Origin of the sequence: Streptomyces changchenzhani, assembly GCF_039766235.1 — a bacterium.
Lineage (GTDB): Bacteria > Actinomycetota > Actinomycetes > Streptomycetales > Streptomycetaceae > Streptomyces.
In genome coordinates this window covers 156,391-183,370 of record NZ_JBDHNH010000006.1, presented here as the reverse complement: position 1 = coordinate 183,370, position 26,980 = coordinate 156,391, and the positions used below count along the sequence as shown (strand labels likewise).

Genomic DNA, 26,980 nt, shown 5'->3' with positions numbered 1-26,980 from the left:
TGGCCGCGCCGTGAGTCTTAGTATCGACGAGGCGATTGAGATCGCGAGGTGCCGAAGGCAGACAACACCACCTCCACCCCTTACCGCAGAGCAAGCCCATTTGATACGCACGCTACTCACGCCCACCCGCAAGCGACATGCGCTCGCCGCATAACGCATGCCCCCACCTCCGAACGTGGAGGTGGGGGCATGAGTGTGTGCCGAATGCGCCGTGTTCAGGGTCGTTGCAGACCGTCTGGCTCGGCAGGAGCAGACGAGCTGCCCGAGGCGGGATCCGAGATTGTCTCCGGTGCTTGGGCCCTCTCTGCCAGCCTTGGGTGAGACATCCCGCTTTGTCGGGTTAGCCTGAGAGGGCATCGACAGGAGTTCCACCCTTATGACCAGCACGAAGCCGTCCGGATCGGATCCGGCAGCGAAGCCGAAGCGCCGCAGTTTCAGTCCCGAGTACAAGCTGCGGATCGTGGCCGAGTACGACGCCGCGGCCAAGAACGAGAAGGGCTCGGTCCTGCGCCGCGAGCGGCTGTACCACTCGCACATCAAGGAGTGGCGGGCCGCCCGGGATGCCGGGGCCCTGGAGAAGCTGGCCGACAGGCGCACCGGCCCGGCGAGGCCGAAGAGGTCGCCCGCCGAGGTGGAGAACGAGAAACTGCGCCGCCAAGTGGAACGGCTGGAGAAGGAACTGGCCCGCAACAAGGCCGCGTTGGAGGTCATGGGAAAAGCTTCCGCGCTCTTGGAAATGATCTCCGAGAGCGCGGACTGACCCAGAACGCCGCCCCGGTCCTCGACGACGCCTTCGCCGGTGTCGAGCCCGCACTGGGTATCACCACCGCGTGCCGGCTGACCGGACGCTCGCGGGCCACCCACTACCGCAGGCTGCGGCCCGCAGCCGAGCGGAAACCGAGGAAGCCGCAGGTCCAGCCCTCGGCCCTGAGCGCGCCGGAGCGATCTGCGGTACTGGAGCTGATGAACCGCGAGGAGTACGCCGAACTCCCGCCCGCCCAGATCTGGGCCCGTGAGCTGGATGCCGGGCGCTACCGCTGCTCCGTCTCCACGATGTACCGGATCCTGCGCGAAAAGGGCCAGAGCGGCGAGCGCCGCCGACAGGCCACCCACCCTGCCAAGGCGGTGCCCGAACTCCTCGCCACCGCCCCCTCGCAGGTGTTCACCTGGGACATCACCAAGGCCGCCGGACCCGAGAAGGGCATCTGGTACCACGCCTACGTGATCATCGACATCTACTCCCGCTATATCGTCGGCCACACTGTCGAGAAGGCCGAATCGGCCGAGCGGGCCGAGGAGTTGATCCGCGAGACCATCACCCGCAACGGCATCGTGCCCGAGACCGTGCACGCGGACCGCGGGACCTCGATGACCAGCAAGAAGGTCTCCCAGATGCTGATCGACCTCGGAGTGACCCGGTCGCACTCGCGGCCCAAGGTCTCCAACGACAACCCCTACAGCGAGGCCCAGTTCAAGACCACGAAGTACATGTCGGACTACCCCGACCGCTTCGATTCCCTGGCCCATGCCCGCGAGTGGTTCGACACGTTCATCGCGTACTACAACCACGAACACCGCCACTCCGGCATCGGCTGGCACACCCCGGCCTCCGTCCACTTCGGGACCGCCGAGGAGGTCCGCGACCAACGAGCCGTCACTCTCGCCCAGGCATACGCCCGCCACCCCGAACGCTTCGCCCGCCGCCCCCGACCACCCCGAATACCCGAGAAAGCCTGGATCAACGACCCGGCCAAGCGCCGCGAACCCGCACCACAAACCTCATAGCGTCCCGACCGTCTCACTGGACTTGAAATCTTCCGGGGCGCCGCCACCGAACGCAATGAACAGGACCGAGATCACGGCCGTGGCGCAGATGATCGCGCCCACAATGTCGCCCTTGCTTGCGGAGCCAGCGGTGCTCCTGGTGTGTTTGAAGACGAAGTAGCCCAGGACGATGCCTACGACAAGGATCGCGGCACCGACGCTGGAGATGTGTACGGTCATAACGGGCCTCCGGGCTCAAGGGAGCCTGTCCGTCTGCGACCGCCAAGATCCGGCGGGCAGGCTTCCCTATCTGGGCCCGCCGCGAACGCGAAGGCCCTTACGCCTCTTCTTGGGAGTCGATCGCCTCGGAACAGCAAAAAGGCCCAGCTCTCCTTTAAGAGGAGTTATGGGCCTGGCTCGCGGGGCGACTTCCAAAACAGTCGCATCGGCGACTGCCCATGTCAAAGCGCCTATGTTTGCGGTCATGAACGCCCTGACCTGCGGAGTCTCTGAAACGTCGCAGGTCAGGGCGTTCACCCCTTTGTAGGGCGGTCGTGACGCATGTCACTTCGGGCCCGTTTTCGCTGGTCAGCGCCCGGTCGGTCGGCCGGGCGCCCGGCCGGTCGTGGCGCCAGCCGCACCAATCCGTTCTAGGTCCCACTGCCCCTGCCAGCCTCGATCGGGGGAGCGGCAGGCGCGGAGGTAGCGTGTCGGTGCTATTCGACCTCAGCCTTGCGATCCTCGACGATCACCTGATCCTCAAGCGGCATAGGGTCTCGACGCTTTCGACCTCGCGGAACCAGAGTCACCTTTAGCAGGGCCTCGACGAGTTTCCGCTGACGCTCCAGGGGCAAGCCCATCCATTGTTTCTTGATCTTCGGCGTCCCAAGATCCAACCCAACGGTCAGTGCACCCGCCCCGGCCGTGGTTAGAACCGCCTCCGCCTTCTTCAGCTTCTCTCGTGTCGCGGAAGTCGACGTGATGAACTGCTCCTCGGTCATCAGGTCAGCGGCTAGGAGCTTGGCGAGCCGATCAAGCTTTGCCTGCGCCTGCTCGACTTCCGCCTTCGCCTCGTCGGCATCGTCGTTGCCCGAGGGAGCCAGCAAGGCCAAGGCGTCGGGCCGGGAGAGCCGGTCGATCATCTCGCCGTGCACACGGGTGTCGACGTACTCCCGATTGGTGTGTACGTGAGACATGCGGTCCGAGTAGGTCAGCTCGCCCCGGTTGGAGGCTGCCCGCACCGTCTCCTCGCACTTCTGGCACTGACCGATGCCAGTCACTAGGGATTGAGGCTTGCGCCCGTTGCGCCCAGCGTTCTCTCCCTTCTTGCGTTCCGGGTCGACGAGCAACTGAACCAGCGCAAGGTAGTCCTCAAGCTCAAGGATCTTGTCCCAGACTCCGGTGCCTACCTCGTCGCCGTTATAGACGCGGATGCCTGCGTACCGGGGATTCACGAGGACGTTCTTCACGCCCCGCGCAGACCAGCCGGCCTTCGGCATCCGCTTCCCCTTCTCCCACCCAATCTCGGCACGAGAGGAGACGAGTCCGGCTTTGCTCCAGTCGCGCGCAACTTGGGCGAGCGGCTTGCCCGCGAGCACGTCGACCGCCGCCTTGCGGATGGCGTCAGCCTCGTTGGGGATGATGGTGATGCGGTCGTTCTTGTATCCGAAGGGCCGAACGCCACCAGAGTGAACGTCTCCCTCCGCAGCGCGCGCGGCATTAGCCAGCTTCTGCCGAGCCCCCTTCCGCTCCACTTCCGCGCGGGCAACGGCGGCGAGGATGCGTGCCACCATGCGACCGACGTCGGTGGTCAGGTCGAGGTCACCCGACGCGGTCGCGACACCAACCCCGGCATCCTCGGCAAGGAGGATCAATTCCTCCAGATCGAGCATCGAGCGCGTCATGCGGTCGATGTGCCATGCGACGATCAGGTCTATCTCGCGTGCCTCGACCATCGCCAGCACCGACTTCCAGGCTGGCCGTTCCTTGCCGGTCGAGGCGGAGATCGAGTTGTCTACCCGCTCCTCTACTACTGTCCAGCCGCGCAGCTCGCAGAGCTGTCGGCAGGCTTCGAGCTGACGATCGACGGATCGCCCCTCGCCAGTAATGTCGAGGGAGACTCGCGCATAGATGACCGCGCGCTTCGCTCGGAAGGTCCCAGGCACTCCCACGGTGCCCTCCAATCAGTTCGTCGGATTGTAGACCCAAAGTGAAGATGGTCACGCGATCTTCCGCAGCGCGGCCGCCCTGGGCATGGACGCGGTACTGCTCTCCCCGGACTGCGCCGACCCGCTCTACCGCCGCTCGGTCAAGGTCTCCATGGGCGCGGTCTTCTCGGTGCCTTACGCGCGACTAGAGGCCTGGCCCAAGGACCTGGAAGCGGTACGGGAGGCGGGCTTCAAGCTGCTCGCCCTCACTCCGGACGTAAAGGCCTCATCGATCGACGAAGCCGCGCCGCACCGCCTCGACCGGGTGGCGCTGATGCTCGGCGCGGAGGGCGACGGACTGTCCACCCGGGCACTGGTCGCGGCCGACGAATGGGTACGTATTCCGATGGCGCACGGCGTGGACTCACTAAATGTGGGCGCGGCGGCGGCGGTCGCGTTCTACGCGGTGGCATCGGGACGCCCACAGTCCTGACGACCGCTCAGCCCCGCGGGGACTCCGGGACCTGCCGGGAATCCTGCATCTGCCGGGAATCCGGGCTCTGCGCTCCTTCGACCCCGGGATCCTGCTGCTGCACGCCGAGCCCCTGCGGCGGCCCTTGACACCCCTGGGCGGCCGCGATCCCCAGCGCCACCAGCAGCGTCACCACGACGAACACCACGATGCGCTGCCGCAGCAGTCGCGGATTCGCCGGACGCCGCCCGCCGGATCCGGTCCGGGTGCCGGGCCGGGTCCCCGGACGGCCTGCCGTGCGCGCACCGGAGCGCGTCGTGTTGCGGGCGAGTGGAGGGCGTGAGCCGGTGCGCGCCGACGAGGAGCGCGGGACCTGCGCGCGGGTCGCGTGCGGACCCGTCGTACGCCCCTGCTGGGTGTCCTGCTCGGCATACCGCTCGGCGAGCCGCCCGGTCGGCCTCTCCTGGTCGACCCGCTGGGCGGGCGGGCGGCCCTCACCGACCCCCTGGGCCTCCCGCGCGGCGATCTCCTTGAGCCGCATCGAGAGCTGCAGGGTGCTGGGACGCTCCTCCGGGTCCTTGGCGAGGCAGGCCTGCACCAGGGGCGCCAAGGCGTCGGGCACCCCCAACAGCTGCGGCTCCTCGTGCACGACCCGGTAGAGCATGACCTCGGAACTGCCCTGCCCGAAGGGCGAATCGGCGGTCGCGGCGTATGCGAGGGTGGCGCCCAGCGCGAAGACGTCCGTGGCCGGTGTGACCGCCGCGCCCCTGACCTGCTCGGGCGCGAGGAAACCGGGGGAGCCCACCGCCGTACCGACGTGCGTGAGGGTGCTCGCACCGGTCGCCCAGGCGATGCCGAAGTCGATGATCCGCGGGCCCTTGGGCGACAGCAGGATGTTCGACGGCTTGAGGTCCCGGTGGACGACGCCGGCCTCGTGCACGGCCACCAGCCCCTCCGAGAGCGCCGCACCGATCGAGGCCACCTCGGAAGCGGGCAGCGGGCCCTCTTCGGCGACCTTGTCGTGCAGCGAGGGACCGGGCACGTACTGCGTCGCGAACCAGGGTCGGTCGGCCTCCAGATCGGCCGCCACCAATCGCGCCGTGCAGCCGCCGCGGATACGCCGCGCGGCGGACACCTCGCGGGCGAAGCGCGACCTGAATTCCTGATCCTCCGCCAGGTCCGGCCGGATCACTTTCAGGGCGACCCGCTGACCGCGCCGGTCGGAGCCGAGATATACGACGCCCATGCCTCCCGCGCCCAGCCGCCGGTGAAGCCTGAACGAGCCGACGACACGCGGGTCCTCGCGCCGGAGCCGCATCATCGCCATGTCCGTCCCCTACCTCCGGTGGGGCCTCCCCCACCCGCTGCTGACCGGTCCGTTCGACCTGGCACAGCTTACGTACCTGCGGGCCGGTGTGCTCATAGGCCGCGCCCTCGTGAATCGACCGATTGTCAGTGCCGGGTGGGAAACTTGAAGAGTGGTCAGAGGGCGCAGGATCCGCGCTCCTCGGCGCATGTGAGATCTCAATGGTCCGTCGCAGAAGGGGGATTGGATCAATGAAGGGTGATCGGGTGGAGATAGTCGTGGACGCGGGAGACACGACCAGGACATACGAAGTAGTGGCCTCCAGGGCAGGCCGCCGGGTGGAAACGGCGGTCCGCAGAGGGGTGGTCGAAGTGAGCGAAGTCACCCGCAGCGGCTCGGTGGTGCGCACCGCGCGGTTCATGGCGACCAGGGTGCTCGCCCTGGTCGAGCAGCCGGTCCCCAGGGAGGACGCCTCGGAGCGGCAGGAGCGTCCCCTCCGGGAAGACCCCAAGACATAGGGCCCCCTCTCCACCCAGGGGAGTACGTCGCAGGGCTGTGGCTCATCCTCCTGGAGGCCCGGTAATCAGTACGCGGGCATGACGCCCGGCCGCCGCCCCGCCCCTAATGTTGAGGTCAAGCGGCGGGTGGAGTACTCGTCCCCCGAGGTCAGAAGCCCGCCGCTGCCAAATACGACAGGAGAGGGACCATGGCGGACACGGCATCGCGGGCAATGATCCGCACGCAGGGACGCAAGGCATTCGCCTCGTTCGGCGGCCGCGCGTCCGGTACGCGCCACCCGTTGGTGGCGACAGCCATGGTGCTTCCCCTGGCCGTGCTTCTCGTAGTCGTCTTCGGCGGCTGGGAAGCAGTGGTTACACAAGCGTCGTCCGTGGGTGTGATGCTCGGACGCTGAGCGGCGTCCATTGGCCCGGTAGAGCGGACCGGGCCGGAGTATCCGGCCATTCAACCCCGTGGGGACGGGGGTGCGGCGGGCGGCTGCGTTTGCCCGGACAGCTGGGGAGCTGTCCGGGCAGCGCCTTTTTGTGCCGGGGACGCGAGAAATCACGCGGCGCTTCGGCGGGAGCGCTCTGTGCCCGCGGTATCACATGACCACACCGAAGGTTCCGTCTCTCACGCCCCGCGACTCGCGACGCAGACCTCCCTTGCGGTGAGCCGTCGAGACCCGGGGCAGGACCTCGCGCTGACGCACACCCGGGGACAGCCCCCGGGATACGTCGTCCGGTCAGCGGGACGGCCGCGGGGGGGACGTTCTTGGTGCGCGGCCGATGCATACGCCTCAAGCGTCGCCGGGACGTCCCTCGGGCGCCACCCAATTTCCGGGCGGTCGACGTCGGATGCCTGCTGCGACGCACCTTCGAGGCGGTGCCCCGCAGCAGGCGCCATCGAGCCGGGCTCTGTCGCCTGCAGCGTCGTCCGCAGCCGCGGGGGAGGCGCCGCCCGATGGCGCGTAGGCTCCCGGGCGGTATCCGGATATCCGCATCCGCATCGCATCCGCATCGCATCCGCATCGCATCCGCATCGCATCCGCACCCCGGGGGAGACCGCCGCCGTGACCGTATCCGTCGTGCAGGCGTTGGCCGCCGTCGCCCATGATGTCGCGGCCGTGCCCGTGCCGCGCACCCGGCGCGCCACACCGTCCTGCGCCTGCGCGCGGCCCGACGTACTGGCGGACCGGCCAGACGGCACGGTCGTGCGCCACGGGGATGTCGTCGCCAAGTCGCACGCTCGGGACACGGACGTCCCCGCCCTCTCGGCCCGCATCGCCGTGGCCGCCGATCCGCTCCTCGCGGGCATCCTGTTGCCCCCGCTGCCGGTGCCGGCCGCGCGGGGTGAGCTCACCACGGTGCTGCACGGGCGGCCCCTGAGCCTGTGGCCGTACGGGCGGCCCGTTGATCCCGAGGACCCCGACTCCGCGCCCTGGGAGGAGGCGGGGGCCCTCCTCGCCCGGTTGCACACCGTGCCCCCGGGTGCGCTTCCCGGACCGCTGCCCCCGATGCGCGGTCCCGCGAAGGCCGCCCGTGCCGTCGCACGGATGCGCGCGGCGGGCCCTCACCCGGCCACCGCCTCCGTGCTCCGAGCCTGGGCCCGGCTCCCGGCCTGGGCCCGCGACGAAGCCCCGGCATACCGTGAAGCCCCGGCAAGCTGCCAAGCCCCGGCGGACGACGCGGCCCTCTGCCACGGCGACCTTCACCTCGGTCAGCTCGTCCGCCATCCGGCCCCCGACGGCCCCTGGTTACTGATCGACGTGGACGACATGGGCATCGGCGACCCCGCCTGGGACCTGGCCCGTCCCGCCGCCTGGTACGCCGCGGGCCTGTTGGCATCCGAAGTCTGGGACCGCTTCCTCGGCGCCTACCGCGCCGCGGGCGGCCCGGCCGTACGCCGGGACGGCGACCCCTGGCCCGAACTCGACGTCCCCGCCCGTGCCCTGACGATCCAGACGGCCGCTCTCGCCCTGGCCAAGTCGGCCGCCGAGAATCGTCCCCTGGACGAGGTGGAGGAAATGGTGATCGAGGCCTGTGGCCGAATCGCGGCCCTACCGCCCGAGTTTGAGTTCGAGCCCAGGTCGTAGGCTGAGCGGACCGTCGCCGGGCATACATTCCGGCGATGCCGAACCGACGGCGAGGAGTTGAGCCGACCATGCAGTGTCCCAAGTGCCATGCACCCATGCAGACGTACAACCGCAATGGTGTCCAGATCGAACAGTGCAGCGGTTGCCGCGGGATATTTCTCGACTACGGCGAGCTTGAGTCGCTGACCCGCCTGGAGTCGCAGTGGTCGCAGCAGGCGCCGCCCGCGCCGCAGGCCCCGCAGGCGTACCCGGCTCCAGCCCCGCAGGCCTACCCGGCTCCAGCCGCCCATGCACCCGCCTGGGGAGCCCCGCAGCACGGCCACCACGGCCAGCACGGTCACCGCCAGAAGGGCTTCGGCCGGATGCTCTTCTCCTCCTGACCAGGACATGAAGAAGCCCCCCGGCCGTCGAGACAGCCGGGGGGCTTCTTGCTGGTGCGCGATACTGGGATTGAACCAGTGACCTCTTCCGTGTCAGGGAAGCGCTCTCCCGCTGAGCTAATCGCGCGGGACGTTCCTAAGGTACAGGTACTTCACGTACTACAGACACAGGCGGTGCGAACTGCGTGCGCGATACTGGGATTGAACCAGTGACCTCTTCCGTGTCAGGGAAGCGCTCTCCCGCTGAGCTAATCGCGCGGGACGGAAACCCGGTCAACTGCGGCCGGGATCCAGTGGACGATACTGGGATTGAACCAGTGACCTCTTCCGTGTCAGGGAAGCGCTCTCCCGCTGAGCTAATCGTCCTTGGAGGTGGAGACGGGATTTGAACCCGTGTAGACGGCTTTGCAGGCCGTTGCCTCGCCTCTCGGCCACTCCACCAGGAGTGAGTGCCAGGAATCCGGGAGATCCCTACACCGAGCGGACGACCAGGTTCGAACTGGCGACCTCAACCTTGGCAAGGTTGCGCTCTACCAACTGAGCTACGTCCGCTTGCCCCGGGGCGTTTCCGTGTCCCGGCGACGTGTTGAACTCTAGCGGATTCCCGGGCCAGCACAAAAACGCGTTTGTGCAGCGTGCTGCGCTGTGTTCACCCCGAGGGCAGCACGCCGCCACCCACCATAGACTCGCAGCCGTGCACGACCTCCCTCCCCTGGCCCGCTTCGGCGGCCTCGTCGCCTCCGATCTTCGCGATGTGACCAGCGACGCAGCCGCCCTCGACTCCGCCGGCTTCTGGGCCGTCACCGCGGACTTCGAGGGACGTCTCCTGTGCGCCCGCTTCGGCGACGTACGCAGGGAAGCCGTGCCGGCCCCCGTGCCGGGGCGGTGGCACGGGCCCGGCGCCGGTGACTGGATCTCCTCCATGGACCGGGCCGCGTACACCGCCGGTGTCCGCCGCATCCGTGAGCACATAGCCGCCGGCGAGGTCTACCAGGCGAATCTCTGCCGCGTCCTGACCGCCCCGCTGCCCCGTCCGGCCACCGCCGACATCGACGCGCTCGCCGCACTGCTGGCCCGCGGCAATCCGGCGCCGTACGCAGGGACCGTGCGGCTGCCCGCGCACGGAGTGGAGATCGCCACCGCGTCCCCCGAGCTCTACCTCAGGAGGGACGGGCGGACCGTCGAGTCCGGCCCGATCAAGGGCACCGGACGGACGGCCGGCGACCTCCTGGAGAAGGACCACGCCGAGAACGTGATGATCGTGGACCTCGTCCGCAACGACCTGGGACGGGTCGCCGTCGCCGGCTCGGTCACCGTGCCCCGGCTGTGCGTCGTCGAGCCGCACCCCGGCCTCGTCCACCTCGTCTCCACCGTGCGCGCCGAACTCACCCCCGCCACCGGCTGGGCCGCCCTGCTGGCCGCCACTTTCCCGCCCGGCTCGGTGACCGGCGCGCCCAAGAGCAGCGCACTGAAGATCATCGAAGCGCTGGAGACCGCGCCGCGAGGCCCGTACTGCGGAGGCATCGGCTGGGTGGACGCGGACCGCGGCACCGGCGAGCTCGCGGTGGGCATACGTACGTTCTGGATCGACCGCACCGACCCCGGCGGCCCGGTCCTGCGATTCGGTACGGGGGCCGGCATCACCTGGGGCTCCGACCCCGAGCGCGAGTGGGAGGAGACCGAGCTGAAGGCGAGCAGGCTGCTCGCGATAGCGTCGGGGACATACCGGGCAACTGGAAGGACCGCGTCATGAAGCTCTGGGTCAACGGCGGACTGCGGGATGCCGAGACCGCCCGGGTGTCCGTACTCGATCACGGTCTGACCGTGGGGGACGGCATCTTCGAGACCGTGAAGGCGACCCGGGGGCGGACCTTCGCCCTCACCCGCCACCTCGACCGGCTGGTGCGCTCTGCCCGCGGCCTTGGTCTGCCCGAGCCGGACGGCGACGAGGTACGCCGGGCCTGCGCCGAAGTGCTGGCCGCCAACCCCATGGAGCTCGGCCGGCTGCGGATCACGTACACCGGCGGGGTCTCACCGCTCGGATCCGAGCGCGGGAACGCCGGGCCCACGCTGATCGTCGGGCTGGGGGAGACCGTGCGCCGCCCCGACACGACCGCCGTGATCACCGTTCCCTGGACGCGCAACGAACGCGGGGCGCTGACCGGGATCAAGAGCACGTCGTACGCCGAGAATGTCGTCGCGCTCGCCCGCGCCCGCGAACAGGGCGCTTCCGAGGCGCTGTTCGCGAACACCGTCGGGCAGCTCTGCGAAGGCACCGGTTCCAATGTCTTCGTCGTGCTCGACGGGCAGCTGTACACCCCGCCCGTCTCCGGCGGCTGCCTCGCCGGGATCACCCGCGCGCTGGCCGTCGAATGGTCGGGTGTGCAGGAGGCCGACCTGCCACTGGACGTGCTGGAACGGGCCGAAGAGATCTTCCTGACCTCGACCCTGCGCGACGTGCAGGCGGTCCACCGGGTGGATGTGCGGCAACTGCCGGACGCCCCCGGGCCCGTGACGGCCAAGGCCATGCGGGTCTTCGACGAGCGGGCCGCTTCGGACCTCGACCCGTAGAGCGCCACGAAATTGGATGACGAGTGGTGTCGTGGGGGGTAGAACTCCCCTGATGACCACAACTCTGCGGCCGACCGCGCCGCTTCAGCAGGGCGCCGACGGCGCCAAGTCGCGCCAATACGAGGTGTGCGTGAACAGCCGCCCCGTCGGCACGATCGAACTCGCCACCGATGTCAGCCACGGAGCCGGGGCGGGCCGCATCGCCGCACTCGCCGTCAATGAGACCGACCGGCGCAGGGGCAGGGCGACGGTCGCCATGCTCGCCGCCGAGGAGGTGCTGCGCGGCTGGCGGTGCGACCGCGTGAACATCTCGGTCCCTGCCGGGGCCGCGCCGGCGCTGCGGCTGGTGGCCGCCCTCGGCTATACCGAACGCAACATCACCATGGGCAAACCGCTGCCGATGCCGCCCCCGCAACTGCCCGAAGGCATCTCGGCCAGAGCGATGACCACGAGCGAGTTCGACACCTGGCTGGCGCACACCAAGATCGCTTACGTACGTGGCCTGACGCGGCGCGGATTTCCCGAGGAGGCGGCTCGGGCCAAGGCCGACGCCGACCACGCCGCCTCCCTCGCCGACGGCATGGCCACCCCTGACACCTACCTGGGGGTCCTGACCAGCCGCTACACGGTGCTGGGCACGCTCTGGGTGGCACTGCGCCGCCCGTTCCTCGGGCGCAGCGGAGCCTTCGTCTTCGACGTGGAGGTCGCCGAGGCGTACCGGGGGCGGGGGCACGGCCGTTCGTTGATGCTGCTCGCCGAGCAGCGGGCGTTCGCCGCCGGAGGCGAACGTATCGGCCTCAACGTCTACGCGGACAACGTCCCCGCCCTGCGGCTCTACGAGTCGCTGGGGTACGAGTCGGAGATGCGCCACTTCTACAAGCAGTTGCTCTGAGCACCGGGCCTGGTTCCGGGCCAGGGGCCGGGACTCAGGTCCGGAACCAGGCCCGGTGCTCAGGCCTGGGCGAGCAGGCGGTCGACGATCTCCTCGATGCGTCCGCGCAGCCCTTCCTGGCTCTTGCCGCCGTCCAGCCGCTGGTCGTCGATGACGTACGTCGGTGTTCCGGTCACGCCGATGGCCTTGCCCTCGGCCTGGTCGGCGTCGACGATCAGCATGTGGCGCCCGTCGATCAGGGCGGTGTCGAACTCTTCGGCGTCGAGACCGAGTTCACCCGCGGTCGCCACCAGAAAGGGCTCGCCCTTCTTCGCCAGCTCCCCGGTCCCGGCGAGCACCGCCGCCACGTACGGCCACCCCTTGCCCTGCTCGAACGCCTCCTCGGCGGCCTGCGCGGCGGCGTGCGCGTGCTTGTGCTTTTCGAGGGGGAAGTGCCGCAGCCGCAGCTCCAGGCGGTCGCCGTAGCGCTCGCGCAGCGCGTTCACGTCGTCCAGGGCGGTGTGGCAGTCGGGACACTGGAGCTCGCACCAGATGTCGAGGACAACGGTGCGGGCGGGGGAGGAGTCGCTCATGGGGCCAGTCTCCCAGCCCCGCGGAGGCGCTCCCACCGGGACCTGGGGATGACCCGGCCCCGGAGATCTCCCTGAGGTCGCACGGGGGCGTGGCCCCGGCAGCCTCCCTCGGTGCAGGATGGAGGGAAACGTAATCCCTGAGGCTGGAGGACAGGATGCTGGCTGAGACCGTCTGTTCCGCGGTGTCCGCGGCCGGCCTGGGCATCGCCGCGATCACCGCGTACCGCAAGCGCTTCCTGGCCGCGACGCGTATCGCCGCCTACTCGCTCGTCCCGGTCGGCCTGGTCATGACCGGGGTCGTCGAGTGGGTCTCGGGGATCGCCTTCAAGCCGAGTGTGTGGGTCGGCTTCGGGGTGCTCGGGCTCGCCTGGCTGCTCTTCATGACGACCCGGGCCGTCGAGCGCCGCACCGGCGGCACCCGCAAGGAGCGCAGGGCCGCCAAAGCGGCGCAGCGCGAGGCGGTGGCGCCCCGGGCGTCCGCACCGTCGCTCGGTCCGGCACCTGCGCAGGGGCAGCAGGAAGCCGCGCAGCCGCAGGGCCGGCCCGCGGCGCAGCCCAAGAGCAAGCCGAAGGCCGCCGCGCCGGCCGAGGACTTCAGTGACATCGAAGCCATTCTCAAGAAGCACGGGCTCTGAAGAAGCGCGGGATCTGAAAGCGGCGCGGAATCTGCTTGGCCGGATCCGAAGCAGGCGCATGATATGGTCGTCATCCGGACAGGACCTGTCAAAGTCGGGCACTGCGCAAAGCGAAGTGATCCCCGTTGGGTAGCGGGCGGGCGGGGATCCGGCGAACTCCCCCCGCAAGCGGGCGTGTTGGTCATCGGAGGTGCCCGCGCTGCGTCATCATCGCCCCGAGATGCTGGACACGTCCCGGGGCGAAGGCCCCGCACCCACCGAAGAACCGCGCGGCTGCCTCTTCGCGCTCTCCCAGCCACCCCTGATGATCTTCCTCGGGGTGATCGGCTCTCTGCTTCTGATGGCTGCGATGCACGATCTCTTACTGCTGTGAGGCAGTCGTGCCCGCACCGCTGTAGGACATCCGGGCCGAGCCCGCGAGCACGTCGGCTCAGCCCGCGGCTTCCTTGCGCCGCGCCCGGTACGCGGCCACATGCAGCCGGTTCCCGCAGGTGCGGCTTGAGCAGTAGCGGCGCGAGCGGTTGCGCGACAGGTCGACGAAGGCCCGTCGGCAGTCCGGGGCCTCGCAGCGCCGCAGCCGCTCCTGCTCGCCGGAGACCACGATGAAGGCCAGGGCCATCCCGCAGTCCGCCGCGAGGTGGTCCGCGACCGAGGCGCCGGGCGCGAAGTAGTGCACGTGCCATTCGAAGCCGTCGTGGTCGGTGAGCCGGGGCGTGGTGCCGGCCGCGGCCACCAGCTGATTGATGAGTTCCGCCGCGGCATGGGCGTCCTCCGCCGCGAATGAGTCCGCGAACTGCGCTCGCACGTCCCGTACGGCCTTCAAATCCAGCGCGCCGAGCTCTCCCACGTCGCTGACGTCGTGGAGCCTTACGAAGCCGTACAGCGCCTCGATGTCCGCGAGCCGGTCGGGCTGCTCGCCTTCCGCCGCCGTGTTCACCAGATCGACGACGACGTCGAGGGCGCGCCGGGTGTCGTGGGGGATCAGCACGATTTGCTCCCTGGCCTGCCGCGGGCGGGCGCCCGCCGATGCTGGCCGACTTTAGCGGGCGCAGCGGCGCCGCCCCCACGGTGGATTCCGTGGGGGCGGCGCCGGTGTCTGCCTTGTGCGGTTGTCCGCTCCGCGCCGTCGCCCCGAGTCGGACGGCGATGAACGGCTCTCGACCTGGCTCAGTTCTCGGCCAGGATGTGGGAGAGCTCGGTGTCGAGATCGAAGTGACGATGCTCGGTGCCCGGTGGCACCGCGGCATCCGTCCGCTTCAGGAACGACTCCAGGGCTCGCGCCGGAGCTTCGAGAAGTGCTTCTCCTTCCGGGGAGCTCAGGGCGATGCAGACAACGCCCTGACCGTGGCTGCGGGACGGCCAGACTCGGACGTCGCCGGTACCGGTGGGCCGGTGCAGGCCCTCGGCGAGGAGGTCGCGGGCGAACACCCACTCGACGGTTTCCTCGGCTCCGGTGTGGAAGGTGGCATGAACGGCATAGGGATCGGCCGTGTCATACCGCAGGCCCGCGGGTACAGGCAGTGAGGACTCGCTCGACACAACGAGGCGCAGGTGCAGCTCGCAGCTGACCGTGGTGTTCATAAGCGCCAGGGCCTTTCGCTCAGTGTGCGCTCGGGGATTCGCACGTCGGCGAAATCGACATGCCACCTACGGTGCCGTTGTAAACCCCTCTGACCGTTTTGCGGCGCTTGAGGTACCTCGTACGGCCGAGCGGTGCTTCGTCCGATACGGCCATTCCGGTGACGAGGTCGTGTCGGGTAGGTTGGGCTCCATGAATGCGGAGAGTAACGAGCGGGAGAAGGCTGCCGCACCGGCAGCCACAGCCCCCGCGACGGGGGATCTGATCGGGGCCGATCGCGAGCTTGGATCGCGGGCGCCGCAGTTCATCAAGGCATCCAGGACGCTGCACATCAGCTGGCAGGTGTGCGTTTTTGTCATCGGTCTCGCGGTCGTGGCGGCAGGCGTCGTCATGCTGCCGCTGCCGGGACCCGGCTGGCTGGTGATCTTCGGGGGCATGGCGATCTGGGCCACCGAGTTCGTGTGGGCCCAGCTGGTGCTGCGCTGGACGAAGCACAAGGTCACTGCGGCGGCGCAGAAGGCGCTCGATCCGAAGGTCCGCCGACGCAACATCATTCTCACCACGATCGGCCTGGTGATCATCGCTGTGCTGGTCGGAATCTACGTCTGGAAGTTCGGCATCGCGATGCCCTGGAAGATCGACGAATAGCGCGTAATCCGGTTCGGGGGAGCCGCTGACATGGGGTAATGTTTGCGGTGCGTCCGGGCGATTAGCTCAGTGGGAGAGCGCTTCGTTCACACCGAAGAGGTCACTGGTTCGAAACCAGTATCGCCCACCCGGACCGAAGGCCCGAAAGACTCTTGAGTCTTTCGGGCCTTCGGCGTTCCCGGCTCTCCGGGCCCGCCCCATGCCCGGCTCTCAGCGCATCCGGCCCAGGGTCTCCCGCAGCCTGCGGGCGTCGCGAAGCCGCTGCTCGTACGTCGCCCCGACGGCCAGCAGCAGCAGACCCACGAGGGCCGGCGGCAGCCAGCGCGGCAGCGCGCCGACGACCTGGACGACGTACGGCGCGAGCTCGTGCAGCGCGTCCAGGGCGAGCACCGCGCCGCCGAGCACAAGCAGCGCCTGCAGCCGGTACCTGGCACCGGTCAGCGTGACGGCCAGGGCCGCCGCGCCGAGCAGCAGCGGGCGCAGCCAGTGCTCGTCGCCCCAGGCCGCGACGAGGCTCGGCAGCAGCGTCGCCGCCAGACCGGGTCCGTACGCCGCCCAGGACGAGGCCTGCGGGTCGCGGCGGCGCCGCAGCACGCCGATCACGAGCGCGGGCAGGGTCACCGGCAGGGTGTACGCCTCAGGGGCGACCACGTCGGACGCGGCGAGCCGCACCCAGGTGGCCAGCACGAACAACGCCGCGGCGACGTACCCGACGGACCGCCGGTCGGCCCGTACGGCGGTGCCCGCGACGATGACCCCGCACAGGGCCAGCACCAGCGCGAGAGTGGCCGCGTCCCCGGCGGCCAGGCCGATCGCGAGCAGGCCCGCCGCGGCGCCGGTGATCTCCAGGGGCAGCGCCAGGGCGCGGCGGGGGACACGGGCGGCGATGACCGCGACCGCCGCCGGGATCACCAGGACGGCCAACGCGACCTGGTGGGGCGGAAGGTGGAACGAGGCGGCGATGGCGGCGGTGAGCCCGGTCGCGTACCCGACGGCGGCGCAGGCACCGACGAGCGGCGTGACACGGTCGGCGGCGTACGCGGCGTACGCGATGAACAGCGCCGACAGGACGCCGAGGACGGTGAAGGTGGCGATCTCGGAGGCCAGGGACAGCAGGGCGACGGGGGCCGAGGTGGCGAGGGCGCAGGCGAACGCCGTCAGGCCGAGCGGGCCGTCGACCGCCCGCCACCGTGCGGCGGAGGATCCCGTGTCGGGGGCGCCGCCCGTCGGCGTCGTGTCCGGGGCCCGGCGGCGTACCGCAACCGCCAGGGTCGCCGCGGCCAGCACCACGTACAGCGTCACGGCCGCGAGGTAGCCGAAGCCCAGTGCGGCCGGGGCGGCGAGCAGCGCCGACCAGGTCAGGGCCAGGGCACCGCAGGCCGCCGCCGGGCGCCAGGCACGATCGGCGGGAGCCAGGCGACGCGCCGTCACCAGGGCCGCCGCGGCGATCAGCAGGACCAGCGGGGTCAGCGTCGCCCAGGACCAGGGAAGCTCACCGGAGAGCGCCTCACGGATGCCGTCGGGCGCCCCCGACCAGACCCGATCCAGCCCGTTCACGGGGCCCAGCAGGGTCACCGCGACCGGCGGCAGCGCCCACACGGCGCCCCCGGCGAGCACCGCGCCGCCCGCGCCGGCCAGACCGAGCGTCATGGGGCGCGGCAGCCCCGCTCGCACGACGGCCAACAGGGCGACGGCGCACAGCACATACCCGGGCACCGCCCACGCGTCGGGAACGGCGGGGCGGACCGTGCCGCCGACAGCCGCGATCACCGCGAGACCGGCGGCGGCGGCCGGCGCGACGGCGTGCGGCGCCGGTGCGCGCCAGGCCGTGAACAGGCCCAGGGCCGCGACGGCGAGCAGCAGCGCGCCGGGGCGCAGTGCGTCGGCGACGCCACCGGCGGCCACCGCCATGCCCCCGGCGGCGATCAGCGCCCACCCGCCCATGAACCAGGCAAGGGCGTAGGCGAGCGGGCGAACCGCGCGGCCCGTGGTCCACAGGGCGACCGCGACATCGAGCGCGGCCGTCGCCAGCAGCGCCCAGATCGCCGTCAGCGGACCCGCTCCTGCCGCCAGGGCCCAGAGCAGGAACGGCAGTTGAGCGGCGATCAGCGCGGCGGGCAACGGAATCCGCAGCCGGCCGAGCGCAAGACCGTACGCCGTCCACCCCGCCGCGAGCACGGCCGAGACGACCGCCACGTATCCGAAGCCGTCGACGTCCGCCAGCGCCGCCTTGTGCAGCGCGTACGCGTCGAGCACCGTCAGCGCCAGGCCGAGCGCCGCCACCGACTCCGCCGTCGAGACGAGCCCGCGGCGCAGCAGCAGGGCCGGGGTCGCCAGGGCCAGGGCGGTCACCGCGCCCAGCACCACGCTGCGCCCGCCGATGCCCATGTCACCCCAGCTGACCAGGGTGAAGGCGATCGCGGCGATGGTCAGCAGAATCCCGCCGAGTGTCAGCAGCACATTTTGCGCACCCGGCGCCGACGCGTCCTTGGGCGCCCGCGGCACGTGCCCGGCGCCGAACGGCGGAGCCGTCTGCGCACGGGCGAAGGGCGGGGCCTGCGGGGCGGGTGGCCACAGGACGCTGATCAGCCAGGCCCTGCGGGCCAGCAACTGGGCGCGGCGGGCGTCCAGCTGGACCAGTTCGCGATCGAGGATCACCAGTTCCTCGGCGGGCGGTGGCGCGTTCTCCATGGTCGGAGTGTGGCGGGTGCCACCCGCCCCGGCATGGGTTGCGGTACTCAGATCCATGGTGAGTACGCCCGGGTGCCCGCAGACTGCGGACATGGACTGGTGTTGTTACCGCTTTCGCACGGTGTGGGATCTGCCCGCCCCGCCTGCCGCCGTGTACGCCGTGTTGGAGCGGGCCGACGAGTATCCGCTGTGGTGGCCACAGGTGCGGCAGGTGACCCGGATCGACGAGCACACCGGCACCGCGCGGTTCCGCTCGCTCCTCCCGTACGACTTCGTCGTCACCGCAACCGAGCGACGGCGCGACCCGGCGGCCGGGGTGCTGGAAGCGGCCATGACCGGGGATCTCGAAGGGTGGGCGCGCTGGACGGTGACGGCGCACGGCGCGGGCACGCGCGCCATCTACGACCAGGAAGTGGAGGTGCGCAAGCCGCTGGTGCGACGGCTCGCCGTGCCGGGGCGGCCCTTCTTCGTCGCCAATCACGCGCTGATGATGCGAGGCGGCCGACGCGGTCTCGCCGCGCTGCTCGCGGTTTGAAGGAAACCCGCGGGGCCCTGTATGGTTCAGTGCGTTCCCGGGCGATTAGCTCAGTGGGAGAGCGCTTCGTTCACACCGAAGAGGTCACTGGTTCGAAACCAGTATCGCCCACCGGGAAAGGCCGGTCCGCCAACCGCGGACCGGCCTTCGCGCGTTCCGGTCAGGCCGCGGCCGGCAGATCGGGCCGCAGCGGCCAGGCCGGATCCACCGACTCCTCCGTGCCGTTGCGCGCGAACCAGGCCTGCAGGCCGCGCGCCTGCGCCGCGTGCCACACCGCCTGAAGGGTGTGCAGCTCCGCCGGGGTGAGCCGCTCAAGGCGCGCCGCGAACCGACGCCCCACCGCCCGTACAACCTCCAGTGACGCCGTCGCGTCGGCGGCCGCGTCATGGGCGCTGTCCAGCTCCACCTCGTACTGCATGCACAGATCCGTCAGCGTACGACGGCCTTTGCGGTACCGGTCCAGATGCTTGTCAAGGACACGCGGATCGAGCACGTGCAGCGGACGGCGTTCCAGATAGTGCCCCAGGGACGAGGCCCGGTGCCGGCGCAACTCCCGGTCGAGCAGCGTCAGATCGAAGGGCGCGTTCATCACGACCACCGGCCGGCCCGCCGCGCACTGCTCGGCGAGAGCGCGCGCTATCTCCTCGACGACCGGCGCGGGCCAGCGGCCGTTGTGCTGCAGATGCTCGTCGCTCAGCCCATGGATCTCGGTGGCCCCGGCGGGCACCGGGATCCCCGGATTGACCAGCCAACGGGTGGCGCGCACCCGCATACCGGGCGCGTCCTGGACGACGAGGGCGGCGGAAACGATGCGATCCTCCTCGACATCCACGCCCGTCGTTTCGGTGTCGAATGCGGCCAGGGAACCTTCGTACCAGCACGTCATGTCGTAACTCCTCTTGCTGCTTCGGCAGATGGCGTGCGTCCCCTGCCCGAAACGGTAATACCCGGGCCGTTTGCGCCGTACGCAGGACGGAGACAACACAAGTGACGGGGCGTGAAATTGACGGACCGTCAAAGAAAATTGATCGGTACGGCTCGGAAGGCACACGTCAGCCATGGCGCTCGCGCAGCCCGACCCGGGCGGGCTGCTGCCCGAGCGGATCGCACCGCTGCGCGGCGGACTCGCCACCACTGCCTGCATGGAGACACTTCAGGTGGGCTATCTGCACGCGGTCGCGGCGGCCGCCGGATGCTCTCTCTCACAGCCGTTCCCGGACAACGGAATCGACTGGCACGTGAGCCACAGCGCTCCCGGGCACACGGTCGACGACGAAGTCACCATCAAGGTGCAGCTCAAGTGCACGTACCAGATCCCGCCCCGCCCGGCAGGGCCCGCCTTCTCCTTCGTGCTCGACAATCCGCACCTGGAGAAGCTCGCCCGCAGTCCGGTCTCGGTGCACAAGATCCTGGTCGTGATGCTCGTACCACGGACCCAGGAGGACTGGCTGCGTGCCGGCCACGACCGCCTGGATCTGCGGCACTGTTGCTACTGGACCAACCTGGCCGGACACCCGGTGACAGGCAGGCGCAGAACCACTGTGCGGATCCCGACCTCGCGGATATTCGACGACCGAGCACTCTGCGAGATCATGACCCGCGTCGGGGTGGGAGGGAAACCCTGATGCACTGGCCGATCGACGAGCCCCTGCGTCCACACCCGAGCACGGCGTCCGACGGCTTGGCCGCGGGCCCCGGAGTCTGGGGCGCGGGCGCCGGCCCAGAACCCGCCCAGGTGGACCCCGCCGTCCTCGGCGCGCTGCTCCAGCGGCACGGCTGGCGGCGGCGCGGCGGCGCGGCGGGCCGCTACGCCCGCTGGACCCCGCCGGGCTCCGGCGGTGGCGGCGGTACGAGTCTGCTCGTACCGGAGAGCAGGGCGTTCCCGGACAGCGACGACCTGCTCGGCGAGGCGCTCGTCGCACTCGCCCGCTGTCCCGCGCCGTCCGCCCGCGAGGTGCTGGTCTCCCTCGCCGTGCCCAGCGACGAGATCCGCTGGTGGCGCGAGGTGCCGGATGGCCCGTCCGGGGCCGCCCCGTGGACCGTGCAGGAGCAACTGCGCTCCGCGGCGCGCCAGATGCTGCTCGCCGCCGCCCTCGCGGCGCGCGAGCGCTCCGGGTACCACGGCGCGCGGCACCGGCGGCAGGCCCGGACGGTGCTTGAGGGCGTCCTGGTGGGGCCCGCGCCCGGCGGGCGCAGGCTCACCGCGTTCGTGCCGGTCGAGGCGGGACGCGGCGCCGTGGTGCGGCTGCATCACGCGCTGCACGCCGCCCGCGAGGCCACCGACTACCAGCGCACGACCGGCGGCATGGAGGCCTTCGACTCCGCCGTCGCGGCGGGCGTGAGCCGTGAGCTGACCGAGGCGGTCATCGCGCTGGTGCACGGCTCGGAAGGCGCACGTATCGCCCTGGACTGGTCGCCCGCCGCCGGTGTCCCCGAGGGCTGCGCGGCGCGTCCCGAGCCGGTGGAGTTCTCGCCCGGCGACCTGCCGGCGCTGCGCGCGGCCGGCGCGCGCTACCTGCTGGACGAGCCGGCCGTCCCGGTACGGATCACGGGCACCGTGGTACGGATGCGGCGCTCGGGGCAACGCGGTCCCGGCACGGTGCGGCTGCGTGTCCTGGCGGGCGCTGAGGTGGCGCACGTACGGATGGTGCTCGACGAGGACGCGTACCGGACCGCGGGCCACGCGCACCTGGTGGGCGTGCCGATCCGGGTCCACGGGCAGCTGGAGAGCCGGGGCGGTTTCCGGCGGCTGACCGGGGCGAGCGAGGTCGTACCCGTGCAGGTGGACGACGCGGAGCGGGACCGGCTGATGAAGTCGCTGCACGAGAACCTCGACTTCTTCGAGGAGGCGTGCGGCGGCGAGTGAGGGGCGGGGGCCGGGGCGCGGAATAACCGTTTCGCGATGCGACGCCGGGGCTCGTTAGGATTAGCCACTGCGCGCGTAGCAACTTATGCGCGGCCCCCTCAGTCAGGAGTGACCGGTGTCAGACGTCCGTGTGTTCATCCAACGTGATTCCGAGCGGGAAGAGCGGGTGGTGACCACGGGCACTACGGCGGCCGAGCTCTTCCCCGGTGAGCGCACCGTCGTCGCCGCCCGCGTGGCCGGCGAGCTCAAGGACCTGGCGTACGTCGTCGGGGACGGCGAGGAGGTCGAGCCGGTCGAGATCTCCTCCCCGGACGGCCTGAACATCCTGCGCCACTCCGCCGCGCACGTCATGGCCCAGGCCGTGCAGGATCTCTTCCCGGACGCCAAGCTCGGCATCGGACCGCCGGTCAAGGACGGCTTCTACTACGACTTCGACGTCGAGAAGCCGTTCACCCCCGAGGATCTCAAAGCCGTCGAAAAGCGGATGCAGGAGATCCAGAAGCGGGGGCAGAAGTTCTCGCGCCGCGTCGTCACCGACGAGGCCGCGCGCGAGGAGCTGGCGGCCGAGCCGTACAAGCTGGAGCTCATCGGCATCAAGGGGTCTGCCTCGACCGACGACGGCGCCAATGTCGAGGTGGGCGGCGGTGAGCTGACCATCTACGACAACCTGGACTCCAAGACCGGCGAGCTGTGCTGGAAGGACCTCTGCCGAGGCCCGCACCTGCCGACCACCCGCAACATCCCAGCGTTCAAGCTCATGCGCAACGCCGCGGCGTACTGGCGCGGCAGCGAGAAGAACCCGATGCTCCAGCGCATCTACGGCACCGCGTGGCCGTCGAAGGAAGAGCTGAAGGCGCACCTGGAGTTCCTCGCCGAGGCCGAGAAGCGCGACCACCGCAAGCTCGGCAGCGAGCTGGACCTGTTCTCCATCCCGGAGCAGATCGGCTCCGGCCTCGCGGTCTTCCACCCCAAGGGCGGCGTCATCCGCCGGGTCATGGAGGACTACTCGCGCCGCAGGCACGAGGAGGAGGGGTACGAGTTCGTCTACACCCCGCACGCCACCAAGGGGAAGCTCTTCGAGACCTCGGGCCACCTGGACTGGTACGCCGACGGCATGTACCCGCCCATGCAGCTCGACGAGGGCACGGACTACTACCTCAAGCCCATGAACTGCCCCATGCACAACCTGATCTTCGACGCGCGGGGCCGGTCCTACCGTGAACTGCCCCTGCGGCTCTTCGAGTTCGGGACCGTGTACCGGTACGAGAAGTCGGGCGTCGTGCACGGCCTGACCCGGGCCCGTGGCTTCACCCAGGACGACGCGCACATCTACTGCACCAAGGAGCAGATGGCGGAGGAGCTCGACAAGACGCTCACCTTCGTCCTGGGCCTGCTGCGCGACTACGGCCTGAACGACTTCTACCTGGAGCTTTCCACCAAGGACCCGGAGAAGTTCGTCGGGTCCGACGAGGCCTGGGAAGAGGCCACCGAGACCCTGCGCCAGGTGGCCGAGAAGCAGGGGCTTCCGCTGGTTCCCGACCCGGGCGGCGCCGCGTTCTACGGCCCGAAGATCTCCGTACAGGCGACGGATGCCATCGGCCGGACCTGGCAGATGTCGACCATCCAGCTGGACTTCAACCTGCCGGACCGCTTCAACCTGGAGTACACATCGGCGGACGGCAGCAAGCAGCAGCCGGTCATGATCCACCGCGCGCTGTTCGGCTCCATCGAGCGCTTCTTCGCAGTGCTCCTTGAGCACTACGCGGGCGCGTTCCCGGCGTGGCTCGCGCCCGTCCAGGCGACTGGAATCCCGATCGGGGACGCACACGTGCCCTATCTCCAGGAGTTCGCCGCCGAGGCGAAGAAGAAGGGCCTGCGGATCGAGGTCGACGCCTCCTCGGACCGCATGCAGAAGAAGATCAGGAACGCCCAGAAGCAGAAGGTTCCGTTCATGGTCATTGCTGGTGACGAGGATGTCGCGAACGGCGCTGTGTCCTTCCGCTATCGCGACGGGTCGCAGAAGAACGGGATCCCCCGTGACGAGGCGATCGCTGAGATCGTTGATGTGGTGGAGCGCCGCGTCCAGGTGTGATGGATGCCCCGCATAGGCGGGGGTGGTCCGATGCACGAGATCCAGAACAGCGGACAGAAGTTGTGTTCCCCGCGCAGGCGGGGGTCCTGGCCCCCGGGAAGCATCAGCTCCCCGGGGGCCTGTCCTCGCCCTCCCGCGCGAACGTCTGGAGCAGCCAGGACGAGAACGACCCCGTCACCGCGCCAAGCAGCGCGAGCCCGCAGCCCATCAGACCCGCCGCCACCAGCCGCCCCAGCGGCGTCACCGGTGCCACGTCCCCGTACCCCACCGTGGCCAGCGTCGCGCAGGTCCACCAGGCCGCGTCCCCGAAGGTACGGATCGTGGCGTCCGGCGCCCCGCGCTCCTGCTGGTAGACGGTCAGCGCGCCGGCGAAGCCAAGCAGCAGTGCCGTCAGGCCCGCGTACGTGATCACGCGCGTGTGCAGGCTCAGCCGGGGCCGCGCGCGACGGCGCTGCACCGCCGTGTAGACCCGCACCATGCGCAGTGGCCGCAGCAGCGGCAGCGCCAGCACCACGGTGTCGAGCCAGTGCGCCCGTACGAAGCCCAGCCGCCGGCCGTCCAGCCGCCAGCGCACCAGATAGTCGAGTGCGAAGGCCGCCCACGTGCCAACCGTCACGGCCAGGCACACGCTCTGCCACGCCGGCGGCAGCCCGTGGGCCAGGACCCGGACCGCGTACGCGGCCAGGAAGAGCAGCGACGCCACCAGCAGCGGGATCTCGCTGCGCTGCTCCCAGCGCTGCGCCCGGCTGTCGGCTTCGGCGGCATGATCGGCGTCCATCCGCCCAGCATGGCCGTCGCCCCCGGGCAGCGCCCCGGCGACACGATCCCCGGGAGTCAAGTCATATGCTTCACTCCATGACGATTGAGCCGGAGCAGCAGCTGGGAGTGGGGACTCAGGACGCGTTCCAGCGCCTGTGGACGCCTCACCGGATGGCGTACATCCAGGGGGAGAACAAGCCGACCGGTCCGGGCGCCGGCGACGGCTGCCCGTTCTGCTCGATTCCGGCGAAGTCCGACGAGGACGGCCTGGTCATCGCGCGCGGCGAGCACGTGTACGCCGTGCTGAACCTCTACCCGTACAACGGCGGTCACCTGATGGTCGTCCCGTACCGGCATGTCGCCGCCTACACGGACCTGGACGCGGCGGAGACCGCCGAGCTCGGTGAGTTCACCAAGCGTGCGATGAAGGCGCTGCGTGCGGCCTCCGGTGCGCAGGGGTTCAACATCGGGATGAACCAGGGCTCGGTGGCCGGGGCCGGTATCGCGGCGCATCTGCATCAGCACGTCGTGCCGCGCTGGGGCGGGGACACGAACTTCATGCCGATCGTCGGTCACACCAGGGTGCTGCCGCAGTTGCTGGGGGACACCCGCAAGATGCTGGCCGATGCCTGGGTGGCCCGGCTGGACACCCCCTGACACCCGGCCCGCCTCACGCGTCGTAGAGGTCCGCCTTCCTCGGCGACGGGTCCTGGACCCCGGCACTGAGGAACAGCGAGCGGTTGCTGAAGCGCTCGGTGTCCACGCCGTGGTCGTCGAGGACCCTGATGGCCGCCGTGTGCACCACGCGCAGCACGGGCGCGGCGGCCCGCATCGCGTCGTCGGCCATGAAGCGGTGACGCCAGGGCTTCTCCGCCCAGGCGTGCCGCAGGCCGAAGGGTTCGGGCAGGGTGAGCTTGCCTCCGAAGAAGTCCAGGACCGCCGGGAACCAGGTGAGCGGGGCCCGCACGGCGAGGCGCACCACCTCGGTGGCGTCGACCAGCGGCAGATTCCGCTCGGTGGTCTCCCAGAACTTGACCGTCTTGCTGACCGTGACGGTCTTGGGCTTGGGCTTGGTGGTGAACAGGGAGTGCACAGGACCCAGCGCGTGGCCCGTGACCTCGATGCGCAGGGTCTCGTGCAGCACGGTGACGGTGATCAGCATGGTGATGACCAACTGGCCGTCCCAGAGGGTGAACTGCACACCCAGGTAGTGCCGGTTGCCTGCGCCGAACTGCTGCTCGTTGCAGATCCGCTGTATCTCGTGGCCCTTGATCTGGAAGGCGTCCACGTTCTGGCCGTCGGGCCTCGCCACTTCGCCCGCGTTCTCGCCGACCGGTGCGACGATCCAGTGGCGTACGGACGGGGCGGGGAAGCCGCCGGTGTGCAGCGGGCCGCGCTCCAGCAGCCGGAGCTGGTCGTGGATCGCCCGTATGACGTCCCAGCTGCGGAAGCCGTGGATCTCCTTGCCGGCTTCCCGCGGGTGGAGATCCTCCGCGAGCTGCCAGCTGCCCCAGCGGGTGCCCATGCCCAGTATTCCCTTGGGGCCCGCGTAGAAGACCGAGTTGCTGTGCTGCTCGGCAGTGAGCTTGGCGAGCGACTGGCGCAGCTGCTCGGCGGCGGATTCGTTGGGGTCCCTGGGGACGGCCTCGGGGATCTTGGCGCCGACGCCGCCGCCGCCCTCAAGGAGGGCCAGCCAGCGCGCCCGCAGGTCCTTGGCGGTGGACTCGCCGATCTGCTTCGCCCACAGCCAGCCGATGATCGGGGCGATGACCATCGCCCGCAGGTAGATGGCCAGCATCCCGGTGAAGGGGAGCTTGATCAGGAAGATCACGGCGAGTCCGCCCACGGCCACCAGGGCCGCGGTGGCGAGTGCGCCGGCCCGCTTGTCCTTGGATCCCGCGATCGTGCGCCGCAGCTGGAACAGACCCAGCCAGATCAGCAGTCCGGGCAGGAAGACCAGCCCGAAGGCGACCGTGACGCCGGTGAGTTTGGTGTCGCGCTCCTTGCGGATGCGGGTGGCGGCGAGGCAGTGCTCGACGACGGTCTGCGGCTCGGTGCCGAAGGACTGGATGAGCGCCTTGCGGGCGCCGCCGAGCATCCGTACCTGCACGGCGCGCGAGAAGGCCTCGCCGAGGTTCGGCTCGAAGAGGCTGAGCCTGCCCTTCTTCACCTCGGACTTGTGCCACTCGCTGTTGGCCTTGAGGATCTCGTCGAGCGGGCTGTCGCGGTACGCGGCCGAGGCGAGGGCGTGCGTCGCCGCGGTCTGCCCCGCCGATCCCTGGAGCGGGATCTGAGCTCCCGGTGAGAAGTCGAAAACGTCGTTCGCCACTGCTGCCCCCATCGCCGCACGCAACCGCTGCTGCGGCCCTTTCCCGACTGCCGTCCCCCGCACACCTGCTGAGCTGGGATCACAGCGTATCCGGGGTGTCCCATGCCCGTCAGCGGACAGTGCAATGCCGCCCACCGCAAGGAAATTGG

At 70.1% G+C, this 26,980-nt stretch carries 27 protein-coding genes, 7 tRNA genes and 1 pseudogene; 20 read left to right on the top strand and 15 right to left on the bottom strand.

Annotated features, from left to right (window positions below; genetic code table 11):
• The first annotated feature begins 376 nt into the window (after positions 1-376).
• Both ABCR94_RS20375 and ABCR94_RS20370 read left to right on the top strand, forming a co-directional pair.
• Entirely contained in the window at positions 377-760 is a 384-nt protein-coding gene (locus ABCR94_RS20375; protein ID WP_347118891.1) for a hypothetical protein, read from the top strand.
• The gene (locus tag ABCR94_RS20370; protein ID WP_347119138.1) at positions 757-1,785 is read left to right on the top strand and encodes an IS3 family transposase; all 1,029 of its coding nucleotides are present in this window, start codon (positions 757-759) and stop codon (positions 1,783-1,785) included. Before ABCR94_RS20375 ends, ABCR94_RS20370 begins: the two co-directional genes overlap by 4 nt.
• On the opposite strand, the gene ABCR94_RS20365 is transcribed toward ABCR94_RS20370, so the two are convergent.
• Positions 1,780-2,004, bottom strand: a complete 225-nt coding sequence (locus ABCR94_RS20365; RefSeq protein ID WP_347120972.1) for a hypothetical protein — start codon at positions 2,002-2,004, stop codon at positions 1,780-1,782. The two genes, ABCR94_RS20370 and ABCR94_RS20365, sit on opposite strands and share 6 nt — an antisense overlap.
• Before the next feature lie 476 nt (positions 2,005-2,480).
• Positions 2,481-3,947: a recombinase family protein gene (locus tag ABCR94_RS20360; protein WP_347120970.1), complete on the bottom strand. Its 1,467-nt coding sequence runs from the start codon at positions 3,945-3,947 to the stop codon at positions 2,481-2,483.
• 40 nt (positions 3,948-3,987) lie between these two features.
• On the opposite strand from ABCR94_RS20360, the pseudogene ABCR94_RS20355 reads away from it, so the two are divergent.
• Positions 3,988-4,404 (top strand): annotated as a pseudogene (locus tag ABCR94_RS20355) (TrmH family RNA methyltransferase); the annotation flags it as partial.
• A gap of 7 nt (positions 4,405-4,411) precedes the next feature.
• On the opposite strand, the gene ABCR94_RS20350 reads toward ABCR94_RS20355, so the two are convergent.
• Positions 4,412-5,710, bottom strand: a complete 1,299-nt coding sequence (locus ABCR94_RS20350) for a serine/threonine-protein kinase (protein WP_347120969.1) — start codon at positions 5,708-5,710, stop codon at positions 4,412-4,414.
• 230 nt (positions 5,711-5,940) lie between these two features.
• Here ABCR94_RS20350 and ABCR94_RS20345 point away from each other — a divergent pair, with 230 nt between their 5' ends.
• The 4 genes from ABCR94_RS20345 to ABCR94_RS20330 all read left to right on the top strand — a co-directional run bounded on the left by ABCR94_RS20345 (position 5,941) and on the right by ABCR94_RS20330 (position 8,662).
• The gene (locus tag ABCR94_RS20345) at positions 5,941-6,207 is read left to right on the top strand and encodes a DUF8836 family protein (RefSeq protein WP_347120968.1); all 267 of its coding nucleotides are present in this window, start codon (positions 5,941-5,943) and stop codon (positions 6,205-6,207) included.
• 188 nt (positions 6,208-6,395) lie between these two features.
• Positions 6,396-6,602 (top strand): hypothetical protein, encoded by a 207-nt coding sequence (locus ABCR94_RS20340; RefSeq protein WP_347120967.1) that lies wholly within the window; start codon positions 6,396-6,398, stop codon positions 6,600-6,602.
• Between the two features lie 657 nt (positions 6,603-7,259).
• Positions 7,260-8,282 carry a phosphotransferase family protein gene (locus ABCR94_RS20335; RefSeq protein ID WP_521977399.1) on the top strand — a complete coding sequence of 341 codons (1,023 nt, stop codon included), beginning with the start codon at positions 7,260-7,262 and terminating at the stop codon, positions 8,280-8,282.
• Positions 8,283-8,350: 68 nt separating this feature from the next.
• Entirely contained in the window at positions 8,351-8,662 is a 312-nt protein-coding gene (locus tag ABCR94_RS20330) for a TFIIB-type zinc ribbon-containing protein (protein WP_347120966.1), read from the top strand.
• A gap of 52 nt (positions 8,663-8,714) precedes the next feature.
• Here ABCR94_RS20330 and ABCR94_RS20325 read toward each other — a convergent pair.
• The 5 genes from ABCR94_RS20325 to ABCR94_RS20305 form a co-directional block, all read right to left on the bottom strand.
• Positions 8,715-8,789: transfer RNA gene (locus tag ABCR94_RS20325), tRNA-Val, on the bottom strand.
• Between the two features lie 59 nt (positions 8,790-8,848).
• Positions 8,849-8,920 (bottom strand) — tRNA-Val (locus ABCR94_RS20320).
• Positions 8,921-8,956: 36 nt separating this feature from the next.
• Positions 8,957-9,028 (bottom strand) — tRNA-Val (locus ABCR94_RS20315).
• A 1-nt stretch (position 9,029) separates the two neighbouring features.
• Positions 9,030-9,103 (bottom strand) — tRNA-Cys (locus ABCR94_RS20310).
• Positions 9,104-9,141: 38 nt separating this feature from the next.
• Positions 9,142-9,214: transfer RNA gene (locus tag ABCR94_RS20305), tRNA-Gly, on the bottom strand.
• Between the two features lie 142 nt (positions 9,215-9,356).
• Between ABCR94_RS20305 and ABCR94_RS20300 the strand changes: the two genes are divergently transcribed.
• Genes ABCR94_RS20300 through ABCR94_RS20290 form a run of 3 tightly spaced genes read left to right on the top strand, consistent with a single transcriptional unit; the run spans position 9,357 to position 12,125 of the window.
• Entirely contained in the window at positions 9,357-10,415 is a 1,059-nt protein-coding gene (locus ABCR94_RS20300) for a chorismate-binding protein (protein ID WP_347120965.1), read from the top strand.
• Positions 10,412-11,233, top strand: coding sequence for an aminotransferase class IV (locus ABCR94_RS20295; protein ID WP_347120963.1), 822 nt, complete (start codon positions 10,412-10,414; stop codon positions 11,231-11,233). The genes ABCR94_RS20300 and ABCR94_RS20295 overlap by 4 nt, the downstream gene beginning before the upstream one ends.
• A gap of 52 nt (positions 11,234-11,285) precedes the next feature.
• Positions 11,286-12,125, top strand: coding sequence for a GNAT family N-acetyltransferase (locus tag ABCR94_RS20290; RefSeq protein ID WP_347120961.1), 840 nt, complete (start codon positions 11,286-11,288; stop codon positions 12,123-12,125).
• Positions 12,126-12,184: 59 nt separating this feature from the next.
• Here ABCR94_RS20290 and ABCR94_RS20285 read toward each other — a convergent pair whose 3' ends face one another.
• Positions 12,185-12,697, bottom strand: coding sequence for a DsbA family protein (locus tag ABCR94_RS20285; protein WP_347120960.1), 513 nt, complete (start codon positions 12,695-12,697; stop codon positions 12,185-12,187).
• Positions 12,698-12,852: 155 nt separating this feature from the next.
• On the opposite strand from ABCR94_RS20285, the gene ABCR94_RS20280 reads away from it, so the two are divergent.
• Both ABCR94_RS20280 and ABCR94_RS20275 read left to right on the top strand, forming a co-directional pair.
• On the top strand, positions 12,853-13,332 hold the full coding sequence (locus ABCR94_RS20280) for a hypothetical protein (protein WP_347120959.1): 480 nt from the start codon (positions 12,853-12,855) through the stop codon (positions 13,330-13,332).
• 220 nt (positions 13,333-13,552) lie between these two features.
• On the top strand, positions 13,553-13,705 hold the full coding sequence (locus ABCR94_RS20275; protein WP_347120957.1) for a hypothetical protein: 153 nt from the start codon (positions 13,553-13,555) through the stop codon (positions 13,703-13,705).
• A gap of 57 nt (positions 13,706-13,762) precedes the next feature.
• Here ABCR94_RS20275 and ABCR94_RS20270 read toward each other — a convergent pair whose 3' ends face one another.
• Together ABCR94_RS20270 and ABCR94_RS20265 are read right to left on the bottom strand one after the other, a co-directional pair.
• Positions 13,763-14,320, bottom strand: coding sequence for a CGNR zinc finger domain-containing protein (locus ABCR94_RS20270; protein WP_347120955.1), 558 nt, complete (start codon positions 14,318-14,320; stop codon positions 13,763-13,765).
• Between the two features lie 179 nt (positions 14,321-14,499).
• Entirely contained in the window at positions 14,500-14,913 is a 414-nt protein-coding gene (locus ABCR94_RS20265) for an SsgA family sporulation/cell division regulator (protein ID WP_003987206.1), read from the bottom strand.
• A 190-nt stretch (positions 14,914-15,103) separates the two neighbouring features.
• Between ABCR94_RS20265 and ABCR94_RS20260 the strand changes: the two genes are divergently transcribed.
• Entirely contained in the window at positions 15,104-15,559 is a 456-nt protein-coding gene (locus ABCR94_RS20260) for a TIGR02611 family protein (RefSeq protein ID WP_347120953.1), read from the top strand.
• Positions 15,560-15,614: 55 nt separating this feature from the next.
• Positions 15,615-15,686, top strand: a tRNA-Val gene (locus tag ABCR94_RS20255).
• Between the two features lie 83 nt (positions 15,687-15,769).
• Here ABCR94_RS20255 and ABCR94_RS20250 read toward each other — a convergent pair.
• Entirely contained in the window at positions 15,770-18,250 is a 2,481-nt protein-coding gene (locus tag ABCR94_RS20250; protein WP_347120951.1) for an SCO7613 C-terminal domain-containing membrane protein, read from the bottom strand.
• 91 nt (positions 18,251-18,341) lie between these two features.
• On the opposite strand from ABCR94_RS20250, the gene ABCR94_RS20245 reads away from it, so the two are divergent.
• Positions 18,342-18,785, top strand: coding sequence for an SRPBCC family protein (locus tag ABCR94_RS20245; RefSeq protein ID WP_347121369.1), 444 nt, complete (start codon positions 18,342-18,344; stop codon positions 18,783-18,785).
• A 39-nt stretch (positions 18,786-18,824) separates the two neighbouring features.
• Positions 18,825-18,896 (top strand) — tRNA-Val (locus ABCR94_RS20240).
• A 49-nt stretch (positions 18,897-18,945) separates the two neighbouring features.
• On the opposite strand, the gene ABCR94_RS20235 is transcribed toward ABCR94_RS20240, so the two are convergent.
• Positions 18,946-19,671, bottom strand: coding sequence for a 3'-5' exonuclease (locus ABCR94_RS20235; RefSeq protein WP_347120949.1), 726 nt, complete (start codon positions 19,669-19,671; stop codon positions 18,946-18,948).
• Positions 19,672-19,843: 172 nt separating this feature from the next.
• On the opposite strand from ABCR94_RS20235, the gene ABCR94_RS20230 reads away from it, so the two are divergent.
• From ABCR94_RS20230 to thrS, 3 genes are all read left to right on the top strand, one after another.
• Complete coding sequence (locus tag ABCR94_RS20230; RefSeq protein WP_283520674.1) at positions 19,844-20,410, top strand: DUF4365 domain-containing protein; 567 nt, start codon at positions 19,844-19,846, stop codon at positions 20,408-20,410.
• Entirely contained in the window at positions 20,410-21,651 is a 1,242-nt protein-coding gene (locus ABCR94_RS20225) for a hypothetical protein (protein WP_521977391.1), read from the top strand. Before ABCR94_RS20230 ends, ABCR94_RS20225 begins: the two co-directional genes overlap by 1 nt.
• Positions 21,652-21,766: 115 nt before the next feature.
• A complete protein-coding gene (thrS, locus tag ABCR94_RS20220; protein WP_347120948.1) occupies positions 21,767-23,743 on the top strand; it encodes a threonine--tRNA ligase in 1,977 nt (658 codons plus the stop codon).
• Between the two features lie 103 nt (positions 23,744-23,846).
• On the opposite strand, the gene ABCR94_RS20215 is transcribed toward thrS, so the two are convergent.
• The gene (locus tag ABCR94_RS20215) at positions 23,847-24,521 is read right to left on the bottom strand and encodes a potassium channel family protein (RefSeq protein WP_347120947.1); all 675 of its coding nucleotides are present in this window, start codon (positions 24,519-24,521) and stop codon (positions 23,847-23,849) included.
• 65 nt (positions 24,522-24,586) lie between these two features.
• Here ABCR94_RS20215 and ABCR94_RS20210 point away from each other — a divergent pair, with 65 nt between their 5' ends.
• Positions 24,587-25,159, top strand: coding sequence for an HIT family protein (locus ABCR94_RS20210; protein ID WP_347120945.1), 573 nt, complete (start codon positions 24,587-24,589; stop codon positions 25,157-25,159).
• Positions 25,160-25,172: 13 nt separating this feature from the next.
• Here the strand turns inward: ABCR94_RS20210 and ABCR94_RS20205 are convergent, their stop codons facing one another.
• Positions 25,173-26,831, bottom strand: a complete 1,659-nt coding sequence (locus ABCR94_RS20205) for an AbeC-like domain-containing protein (protein ID WP_521977388.1) — start codon at positions 26,829-26,831, stop codon at positions 25,173-25,175.
• Between the last annotated feature and the right edge of the window lie 149 nt (positions 26,832-26,980).